The organism is Kitasatospora sp. NPDC096140, from assembly GCF_040303045.1.
Taxonomy (GTDB): Bacteria; Actinomycetota; Actinomycetes; order Streptomycetales; family Streptomycetaceae; genus Kitasatospora.
In genome coordinates this window covers 1-11,413 of record NZ_JBEOUW010000090.1, presented here as the reverse complement: position 1 = coordinate 11,413, position 11,413 = coordinate 1, and the positions used below count along the sequence as shown (strand labels likewise).

Below are 11,413 nucleotides of genomic sequence, written 5' to 3'. Positions count from 1 at the left end.
CTGGTGGCGTATGTCGTCGGCACCGGCGCACAGGACCCGGATGGGCTGCGGGAGTTCGTGGCGAGTCGGTTGCCGGAGTACATGGTCCCTTCCGCGTTCGTGGTGCTGGATGCGTTGCCGTTGACGGTGAACGGGAAGCTGGATCGTCGTGCGCTGCCGGCGCCGGAGTACGGTCCGGAGCAGGCCGGGGGCCGGTCCCCGCGGTCGCCGCGTGAGGAGGTGCTGTGCGGGCTGTTCGCGCAGACCCTGGGTGTGGAGTCGGTGTCGATCGACGACGACTTCTTCCGCTTCGGCGGTCACTCCCTGCTCGCGACCCGGCTGGTCAGCCGCATCCGCAGTCTCCTCGCGGTGGAACTCCCGATCCGCCAGCTGTTCGACACCCCCACCGTCGCCGGCCTGTCGGAGGCCGTCGACCGTGCGGACGGCAGTGTCCGCGCCCCGCTCACCGCCGCCGTCCCGCGCCCGGAGCGGATCCCGCTCTCCTACGCGCAGCAGCGGCTCCGCTTCCTCCAGCTGCTCGACGGCGACAGCACCGCGTACAACGCGCCCGGCGCCCTGCGGCTGCGCGGTCCGCTGGACGTCCAGGCGCTGCGCGAGGCCCTGGCCGACGTCGTCGCCCGCCACGAGAGCCTGCGCACCCTCTTCGTCGAGGACGAGGAGGGCTTCGCCCAGCGGATCCTGGCGCCGTACGACGCCCCGGTCGGGCTGGACGTCCGGGAGGCCGACGAGGACCGCCTGCCGGCCGAACTCGCCGCCGGGGCGGGCCACCGCTTCGACCTCTCGGCCGAACTCCCGCTGCGCGCCACGCTGTTCGCCCTCGCCGAGGACGAGCACGTGCTGCTGCTGCTCCTGCACCACATCGTCGGCGACGGCTGGTCCCTGCAGCCCCTGGCCCGCGACCTGTCGCTGGCCTACACGGCCCGCGCCGCCGGGGAGGCGCCGGCCTGGCGGGAGCTGCCCGTCCAGTACGCCGACTACAGCCTCTGGCAGCGGGAGACGCTCGGCTCGGAGGACGACCCGGGCAGCGAGATCTCGCGTCAACTCGCCTACTGGCAGCGGACCCTGGACGGACTGCCGGAGGAACTGGCGCTGCCCGCGGACCGGCCGCGGACCGCGGACCTCGCGAGCCGCGGCGGACGGGTCACGTTCCAGGTGCCCGCCGCCCTGCACCGGGACCTGCACGCGCTGAGCGGCCGGACCCGGGCCAGTCTGTTCATGGTGCTGCAGGCGGCGCTGGCCGGGCTGCTGACCCGGCTCGGCGCCGGGACGGACGTCCCGATCGGCACCCCGATCGCCGGGCGGACCGACACGGCCCTGGAGGAGCTGGTCGGTTTCTTCGCCAACACGCTCGTGCTGCGCACCGACACCTCCGGCGACCCGGCGTTCACCGACCTCGTCGCCCGGGTCCGGGAGGCCGACCTCGGCGCGTACGCCCACCAGGACCTGCCGTTCGAGCGGCTCGTCGAGGCCCTCAACCCCGAGCGCTCGCTGGTCCGCCACCCGCTGTTCCAGGTCTGCCTGACCGTGCACAACTCCGACCCCCGGGCCACCGTCGCCGAGGTTGCCCGGCTGCCCGGGCTCGCCGTGGAGCTGGAGCGGCTGCCGATCGAGGACACCAAGTTCGACCTCAACATCGAGCTGACCGAGGGCTTCGACGAGCAGGGCCGGCCCGCGGGCATCGTCGCCGACCTGGAGTTCAGCACCGGCCTCTTCGACGAGGCCACCGCCCGCGCGATCGGCGCGCGGTTCCTGCGGCTGCTGGCCGCGGTGGCCGCCGAGCCGGGCAGCCCGCTGTCCGCCGCCGACCTCCTCGACGCGGGCGAGCGCGCCGCCGTGCTGACGCAGTGGAGCGACACCGCCCGCCCCGAGGCGGCCGGGGCGCTGTCCCGGGCCGGGCTCCCGGCCGCGCTGGCCCCCACCCGCGCCTGGATCCTCGACGAGGCCCTCCAGCCGGTGCCGCCCGGCGTCCCCGGCGTGCTGTACGCCGCGGGCGACGGCCCGGCGCCGGACGGGACGGCGGGCGTCGACCCGGACCGCCTGCTGCCCTCCCCGCTGACGGGCGCGGCCTGGCTGTACCGCCTCGACCGCGCCGCCCGCTGGACCGCCGACGGCGACCTGCGGCTCGCCGAGGCCCCGGGGGCCGACCGGGCCGGGGCCGGACCGGCCGCCGCCGTGCTGCCCGCGCGGTCCCGCGGCCCGCGCAGCCCGCTGGAGCAGATCCTGTGCACCCTGTTCGTCGAGGTGCTCGGCGTGCCGTCCGTCGGCATCGACGACGACTTCTTCGACCGCAGCGGCCACTCGCTGTCGGCCGTCCGGCTGCTCAGCCGGGTCCGGTCCGTCCTGGGCGCCGAGATCTCGATCCGCACGTTCTTCGAGAACCCCACGGTCGCCGGCCTCGCCGAGGCGTTCACCCGCGCCGACGGGGCCCGTCGGCCGTTGGCGCCCGTCGAGCGTCCGCGCCTGCTGCCGCTGTCCTACGCCCAGCAGCGGCTCTGGTTCCTCCACAACCTGGAGGGCGCCGACGCGACCTACAACATCCCCGTCACCCTCCGGCTGACCGGGGACCTGGACCGTGCCGCGCTGCGCGACGCCCTGGCCGACGTGGTGGCCCGGCACGAGAGCCTGCGGACCGTGTTCGCGGACGACCCGGCCGGCGCCCGGCAGATCGTCCTGCCTGCCGGGCACACGCCGCCCCGGCTCGCCGAGGAGCGGGTCGGCGCCGGGGAACTCGCCGCCCGGGTGCGCGCCGCGGCCTCCCACGCCTTCGACCTGCGCGCCGAACTCCCGCTCAGGGCCTGGCTGTTCACCACCGAGACCGGGGAGCAGGTGCTGACCCTGGTGGTCCACCACATCGCCGGTGACGGCTGGTCCATGGGCCCGCTGGCCCGCGACATCTCGCTGGCCTACGCGGCCCGCGCCGCCGGGGAGGCACCGGCCTGGCCGGCGCTGCCCGTCCAGTACGCCGACTACACCCTGTGGCAGCGCGAGGTCCTCGGCTCCGAGGACGACCCGGACAGCGAGATCTCGCGTCAACTCGCCTACTGGCAGCAGACCCTGGCCGGCCTGCCCGAGCAGCTGGAACTGCCCGTCGACCGGCCCCGCCCGCCGAGCCAGTCCCACCACGGCGGCCGGGTCCCCTTCGAGGTGCCCGCGGAGCTGCACGCGGCGCTCGCCGACCTCGCCCGCGAGACCCGCACCAGCCTCTTCATGGTGCTGCAGGCGGCACTGGCCGGGCTGCTGACCCGGCTCGGCGCCGGGACGGACGTCCCGATCGGCACCCCGATCGCCGGGCGGACCGACACGGCCCTGGAGGAGCTGGTCGGCTTCTTCGTCAACACCCTCGTCCTGCGCACCGACACCTCCGGCGACCCGGCGTTCACCGACCTCGTCGCCCGCGTCCGGGAGACCAACCTCGGCGCGTACGCCCACCAGGACCTGCCGTTCGAGCGGCTCGTCGAGGTGCTCAGCCCGGTCCGCTCGCTCGCCCGCCACCCGCTCTTCCAGGTGCTGCTCGGCCTCGACAACAACCAGGAGGCCATCGACGTCCTGCGCCTGCCGGGCCTCACCGTCGACGTGGAGGCCCCGGAGACCGGCCGCGCCAAGTTCGACCTCGCCTTCTTCCTCGACGAGACCCACGGCCCCGACGGCGAGCCCACCGGCCTGCACGGCGCGGTCGAGTACAACGCCGACATCTTCGACCGGGCGACGGCCGGAGCCTTCGCCGAACGGCTCCTGCGGCTGCTCGGCTCCGCCGCCGCCGACCCGCACCGCCCCGTCGGGCAGCTCGACGTCCTGACACCCGATGAGGCCCGGCAGCTCGGCGAGTGGAACCGCACCGCGCACGAGGTGCCGCCGCAGTTCGTCCCCGAGCTGGTCGAACGGCAGGCCGCCGACGTGCCCGAGGCCACCGCCGTCATCTCCGAGCGGAGCACCCTCTCCTACGGGGAGCTCAACGCCCGGGCCAACCGGCTGGCCCGCCACCTGGCGGCCCGCGGCGTGGGCGGCGAGTCGATCGTGGTGATCGCGCTGCCGCGCTCCGCCGAGATGATCGTCTCGCTGCTGGCCGTCCTCAAGACCGGCGCGGCCTACCTCACCCTCGACACCAAGGCCCCCGAGCAGCGGCTGCGCGCCGTCCTGGACGACTGCGGCCCCGCCGCGGTCCTCACCGACACGGCCCACCGGCCGCTCCTGGGCGAGCCGCACGCCCGGGACGTCGTCCTGGACGACCCGGCCGTCGAACGGGCCGTGTCCGCCGAGGCCGACACCGACCTGACCGACGCCGACCGGGTCCGCCCGCTCGACCCGCGCCACCCGGCCTACGTCGTCTACACCTCGGGCTCCACCGGCACCCCGAAGGGGGTCGTCATGCCGATGGGCTCCCTGATGAACCTGCTCGGCTGGCACGCCGGCACCTACTGCGGCGGCGTCGGCACCCGCACCGCCCAGTTCTGCGCCGTCTCCTTCGACTTCGCCGTCCAGGAGATCCTCCAGGCGCTCGTCGTCGGCAAGACCCTCGTCCTGCCCGAGGAGCACGTCCGCGTCGACGGCCGCGAACTGGCCGCCTGGATCGCCCGGCACGGCATCAACGAACTCTTCGCCCCCACCCTCGTCATCGACGCCGTCCTCGCCGCCGCCGCGGACCGCGGCGAGCCGCTCGACTCGCTCACCGACCTCTTCCAGGGCGGCGAGCAGTTCCGGCTCAGCAGCGAACTGCGGGCATTCTGCGGGACCGGCCGGCGGCGCATGGCGCACAACGTCTACGGCCCCGCCGAGGTCGCCGCCATCACCTCGGCGACCCTCCCCGAGGACACCGACGAGTGGCCCGCTTCGGCCTCCATCGGCGAACCGATCTGGAACGCCGCCGCCCACGTCCTGGACGAGCGGCTGCAGCCGGTCGCCCCGGGCGTGCGCGGCGAGCTGTACATCGGCGGCTCCCAGATGGCCCGCGGCTACCTCGGCCGGCCCGACCGCACCGCCGAACGGTTCGTCGCCTCCCCGTTCGGCCCGCCCGGTTCGCTGATGTACCGCACCGGCGACGTCGTGCGCCGGCCCGCCGGCGGCGAACTGGAGTTCCTCGGCCGCTCCGACCACCAGATCAAGATCGGCGGCTTCCGGGTGGAGCCCGGCGAGGTCGAGGCCGTCCTCGCCGAGCACCCGGCCGTCGACACGGCCGCCGTCCTCACCCGCGAGGACACCCCCGGCGCCGTCCGCCTGGTCGCCTACGTGGTGCCCGCGCAACCCGACGCGGACCCCGACCTCGGCCGCACCCTGCGCACCCACATCGCGCAGCAGCTGCCGCACTACATGGTCCCCGCCACCGTCACCGTCCTGGCCGAACTGCCGCTGACCGCCAACGGCAAGCTCGACCGGGCCGCCCTGCCCGTCCCCGAGGCGCAGTCCGCCGGCGCCGGCGAAGGGCCGCGCACCGAACGCGAGAAGGCGCTGTGCGCCCTGTTCGCCGACGTCCTCGGCGTCCGCGAGGTCGGCATCGACGACGGGTTCTTCGACCTCGGCGGCGACAGCATCATGTCGATCCAGCTGGTCGGCCGGGCCCGCCGGGCCGGACTCGAACTCTCCGTACGGGACGTCTTCGAGCACCGGACCGTCGCCGCCCTCGCCACCGTCGTCACCGAAGCCGAGGGCACGCCGGCCGAGGAACCCGGCGCGGGCCTCGGCGAGGTGCCGCTCACCCCGATCAAGCACTGGCTGCTGGCCCGCAGCGACGACCTGGACGGGTTCACCATGTCCGCCGTCCTCCAGGCCCCCGCCCGCCTCGACCCCGGCCACCTGACCCGCGCCGTCCAGGCCCTGCTCGACCACCACGACGCCCTGCGGGCCCGGCTCTCCCCGGCCCCCGACCGGCGCCTGGAGGTCCCGGCCCCCGGCACCGTCGACGCCGCGACCGCGGTCCACCGGGCCGACGCCACCGGACTCGACGGGCCGGAGCTGATCCGGCTCGTCCACGCCGAGGGGGAAGCCGCCCGCGACCGCCTCGACCTGGCCGCCGGCCGCGTCGTCCAGGTCGTCTGGGTCGACCGCGGCCCCGACACCCCCGGGCTGCTGCTGCTCGTCATCCACCACCTCGTCGTCGACGGCGTGTCCTGGCGGATCCTGCTGCCCGACCTCGCCGAGGCCCACCAGGCCGTCGCCGCCGGCCGGGAGCCGGAACTCCAGGCCGTCGGCACCTCACTGCGCCGTTGGGCCCAGCGCCTCACCGAGGAAGCCGCCAAGCCCGCCCGGGCGGCCGACGCCGGCTGGTGGCAGGACGTGCTGCGCACCGCCGACCCGCTGCTGGGTCGCCGCGCCCTGGACCCGGCCCGGGACACCCACGGCACCTCCGGCCGGATCGAGACGGTGCTGCCCCCCGAGGTGACCGAGGCCGTCCTCACCAGGGTCCCCGCCGCGTTCAACGCCGAGGTCAACGACGTCCTGCTGACCGCCTTCACCCTGGCCTGGGCGCGCTGGCGCAACGGCACCGGACTCCTGCTCGACCTGGAGGGCCACGGCCGCGAGGAACACCTCGTGGACGGCGCCGACCTGTCGCGCACCGTCGGCTGGTTCACCAACCTGTACCCCGTCCGCCTGAACGTCGGACCCGCCGACGTCGCCGACGCCCTCGCCGGCGGCCCGGCCGCGGGAACCGCCCTCAAGGCCGTCAAGGAACAGCTCCGGTCCGTACCGGACAAGGGCATGGGCTACGGGCTCGTCCGCCGGCTCAACCCCGCCACCGCGAGCGGGTTCGACGGACTGCCCGAACCGCAGGTCGCCTTCAACTACCTCGGGCGGTTCGCCACCGGCGGCGACGGCCCGGTCGCCGACTGGACCCCGCTGAGCGGCATCGACGCCGTCCCGGGAGACCCCGCGCACCTGCCCCTCGCGCACCCCCTCGAACTCAACGCCCGCACCGAGGACGGCCCCGACGGCCCACGCCTGGTCGCCTTCTGGACCTGGGCCGACGGGATCCTCGACGAGACCGCGGTCCGGCACCTGGCCGGGCTCTGGTTCCAGGCGCTCGAAGCCCTCGTCACCCACGCGCGCGACCCCCTCGCAGGCGGACTCACCCCCTCCGACGTCTCCCTCTCCTCCATCACCCAGGACGAGATCGAGGCGTTCGAGGACGAGCTCGACGACCTGTTCGGCGACGACGAGTTCGCCGCCTCCGACGACGTAACCGCTCCTGAAGACGAAGAGGCCACGAAGTGAGTCGCAACCCGCGGAAGATCGAGGACATCCTGTCGCTGGCCCCCCTCCAGGAGGGCCTGCTCTTCCACAGCGTCTACGACGAGGACGGCCTCGACCCCTACGTCGTCCAGATCTCCTTCGACATCGAGGGCGCCCTCGACCCGGCCGCCCTGCGCGCCGCCGCCGAGAAGCTGCTCGCCCGCCACGCCAACCTGCGGGTCGCCTTCCGCCAGCGCAAGAACGGCGACTGGGCCCAGCTCGTCATGCGCGAGGTCCGGCTGCCCTGGACCGAGACCGACCTGACCGGCCTGCCCGAGGACGAGCGGGCCGCGGCCGCCGCCGCGGCGGTCGCCGCCGACCGCGCCACCCGCTTCGACGTCGCCCGGCCCCCGCTGCTGCGCTTCACCCTGCTGCGGCTCGGCGCCGACACCCACCGCCTGGTGCTGACCAACCACCACCTCCTGATGGACGGCTGGTCCCTGCCCGTCCTCATGGGCGAGCTGTTCGCCCTCTACGACACCGACGGCGACCCCACCGCCCTGCCGGCGGTCCGCCCCTACCGCGACTACCTCACCTGGCTGGAGCGGCAGGACAAGGACGCCGCCCGCGCCGCCTGGCACGACGCCTACGCCGACCTCGCCGAGCCCACCCAGGTCGCCCCCGGCGCGGGCCGGGCCGCCGTGGCCGGCGCCGAGGTCCAGGCCCTCCTCGACAGCGCGGACACCACCGAACTCGGGGAGATCGCCCGCAGCTGCGGCCTCACCCTCAACACCGTCGTCCAGGCCGCCTGGGCGATCGCCCTGAGCACCCACACCGGACGCGACGACATCGTCTTCGGCACCACCGTCTCGGGCCGCCCCCCGGAGCTCGACGGCGTCGAGCGGATGGTCGGGCTCTTCATCAACACCCTGCCCACCAGGGTCCGGATCCGGCCCGCCGAGTCCCTCACCGCACTCCTCGCCCGCGTCCAGGACGAACAGGCCCGGCTCACCCCGCACCAGCACCTCGGACTGGCCGAAGTGCAGCGGGCCGTCGGCCTCGGCGAACTCTTCGACACCTCCATGGTGTTCCAGAACTACCCGGTCAGCCGCACCGGCACCGCCGGCACCGGCATCGGCGCCGCCATCAGCCTCGCCCCCGGCAAGAACCGCGAGGCCACCCACTACCCGCTGCTGCTGATCGCCTCCGCGCGCGACACCATGCGCTTCCGCCTCAACTACCGGCCCGACGTCTTCGACGCGGCCACCGCCCAGCGCGTGCTCGACCGCTTCCTCCGGGTCCTGCACGGCCTGATCGCCGACCCGGACCAGGCCGTCGGCCGCCTGGCGCTGCTCGGCGACGACGAGCGCGACGAGGCCCTGCTGCGCTGGAACGACACCGCCCACGACGTCCCCGAGGACACCACGATCCTCGACCTGTTCCGGGCACAGGCCGCCCGAACCCCGCACGCCCCCGCGGTCAGCGGCCCGGACGGCACCCTCGACTACGCCGAACTCGACGCCCGCTCCAGCCGCCTGGCGCACCTGCTCGTCGCGCGCGGCGCCGCCCCCGAGCGGTTCGTCGCCATCGCCCTGCCCCGCACCGCCGGCATGGTCGTCGCCCTCCTCGCCGTCCTCAAGACCGGGGCCGCCTACCTGCCCGTCGACCCCGACTACCCGGCCGAGCGCATCGCGTTCATGCTCGACGACACCCGGCCCACCCTGCTGCTCACCACCGGCGAGCTGACCGCAGCCCTGCCCGACAGCGGCACCCCGCGCCTCCTGCTCGACGACCCCGCGCTGGCCGGCGAGCTCGCCGCCTGCCCCGCCACCGCACCCACCGACGCCGAGCGGCACGGCGCCCTGCTGCCCGCGCACCCGGCGTACGTCATCTACACCTCGGGCTCCACCGGCCGCCCCAAGGGCGTCGTGATCGAGCACCGCTCCCTCGGCGCCTACCTGCAGTGGGCCCGCGACGCCTACCCGGCGATGACCGGCACCTCACTGCTGCACTCGCCGATCTCCTTCGACCTCACGGTCACCGCCCTCTACACGACCCTCGTCTCCGGCGGCCTGGTCCGCGTCGCCGACCTCGACGAGACCGCCGCCGAGGGCCCCACCCCCACGTTCCTCAAGGGCACCCCCAGCGTCCTCGCCCTGCTGGAGGCGCTGCCCGCGGACGCCTCCCCGAGCCGGCTCGTCATGCTCGGCGGCGAACTCCTCCTCGGCGAGGTCATCGACCGCTGGCGGGCCCGCCGCCCCGAGGCCGACGTGCTGAACGTCTACGGCGCCACCGAGGCCACAGTCAACAGCGTCCAGTACCGCATCCCCGCCGGCGCCCCCTCGCCGACCGGCCCGGTGCCCGTCGGCCGCCCCTTCTGGAACACCCGGGTCTACGTCCTCGACAGCGCGCTGCGCCCCGTCCCCGCCGGCGTCCCGGGCGAGGCCTACATCGCCGGGACGGGCCTCGCCCGCGGCTACTGGCACCGGGCCGGGCTCACCTCCGAGCGCTTCGTCGCCGACCCGTACGGGCCGCCCGGCTCCCGGATGTACCGCACCGGCGACGTCCTGCGCTGGAACCACGACGGGCTCCTGGAGTTCGTCGGCCGCGGCGACGGGCAGGTCAAGCTGCGCGGCTACCGCATCGAACTCGGCGAGATCGAGGCCGTGCTGGCCGCGCACGAGCACGTCACCCAGGCCGCCGTCCTGCTGCGCGAGGACCAGCCCGGCGACAAGCGCCTGGTCGCCTACGCCGCCACCGGCGGCCGCACCGTCACGCCCGACGAGCTGCGGGCGCTGGCGGCCGGCCGGCTGCCGGAGTACATGGTGCCGTCGGCGTTCGTCGTGCTGGACGCGTTCCCGCTGACGCCGAACGGGAAGCTGGACCGTCGTGCGCTGCCGGCGCCGGAGTACGGGGCGGACTCCGTCGGCCGGGCTCCGCGTTCGCCGCGCGAGGAGATCCTGTGCGGTCTGTTCGCGGAGACCCTGGGCGTGGAGTCGGTGTCGATCGACGACGACTTCTTCCAGCTCGGCGGGCACTCCCTGCTCGCCACCCGGCTGGTCAGCCGCATCCGCTCCACCCTCGGCGCCGAGATGGCCATCCGCCAGCTCTTCGACACCCCCACGGTGGCCGGCCTCTCCGGGGCCCTCGACACCGGCAACGGCAGCGCCCGCCCCACCCTCACGGCCGCCGTGCCGCGCCCGGAGCGGATCCCGCTGTCCTACGCCCAGCAGCGCCTCTGGTTCCTCAACCGCTTCGAGGGCCCCAGCGCGGCCTACAACTCGCCGGTCGCCCTGCGACTCTCCGGCGCCCTGGACCGGACGGCACTGGGCCTGGCCCTCGCCGACCTCAGCGCCCGCCACGAGAGCCTGCGGACCGTCCTCGCCGAGGACGCCGAAGGCCCGCACCAGATCGTCCTCGGCGCCGACCGCCCCGTGGACCTCACCGTCGTGCGCACCGACGAGGCCGGGCTGGACGAGGCCCTGCTGACCGCCGCCGGCCACACCTTCGACCTCACCACGGACACCCCCCTGCGGGTCTGGCTCTTCGAGCTCGACGCCGAGGAGCACGTCCTGCTGCTGCTCACCCACCACGTCGCCACCGACGCCTGGTCCCGCGCGCCGCTCGCCCGCGACCTGACCACCGCGTACGCGGCGCGCGTCGCCGGGGAGGCCCCGGCCTGGCCGGCGCTGCCGGTGCAGTACGCCGACTACAGCCTCTGGCAGCGTGAGTTGCTGGGCTCCGACGACACGGCCGCCGGCGAGGGGCCCATCCACCACCAACTCGCCTACTGGCAGAAGGCGTTGTCCGGCCTGCCGGAGGAGCTGGTGCTGCCGTACGACCGGCCGCGGCCGGCTCACGCCACCCACCGGGGCGACACCGTCACCTTCGAGCTCACCCCGGAACTCCACCAGAGCCTCGCCCGGGTCGCGCGCGAGCAGCGGGCCAGCCTGTTCATGGTGCTGCAGGCGGCGCTCGCGGCGCTGCTGAGCCGGCTGGGGGCGGGGGAGGACATCCCGCTGGGTACGCCGATCGCGGGTCGGACCGACGATGCGCTGGACGATCTGGTCGGGTTCTTCGTCAACACGCTGGTGCTGCGGACGGACGTGTCGGGCGATCCGACGTTCGTGGAGCTGATCGAGCGGGTGCGGGCGGCCGACCTGGAGGCGTACGCGCACCAGGACCTGCCGTTCGAGCGGCTGGTCGAGGCGGTCAACCCGGAGCGCTCGCTCGCCCGGCACCCGCTCTTCCA

General features: G+C 74.9%; 2 protein-coding genes. Both read left to right on the top strand.

Going from position 1 to position 11,413, the window contains the following annotated elements:
• Positions 1 to 7,203 (top strand): amino acid adenylation domain-containing protein (locus tag ABT048_RS41125; protein ID WP_502894140.1); only part of this gene is annotated, 7,203 nt, incomplete at its 5' end.
• Positions 7,200 to 11,413 (top strand): non-ribosomal peptide synthetase (locus ABT048_RS41120; RefSeq protein WP_350526771.1); only part of this gene is annotated, 4,214 nt, incomplete at its 3' end. The genes ABT048_RS41125 and ABT048_RS41120, both read left to right, overlap by 4 nt.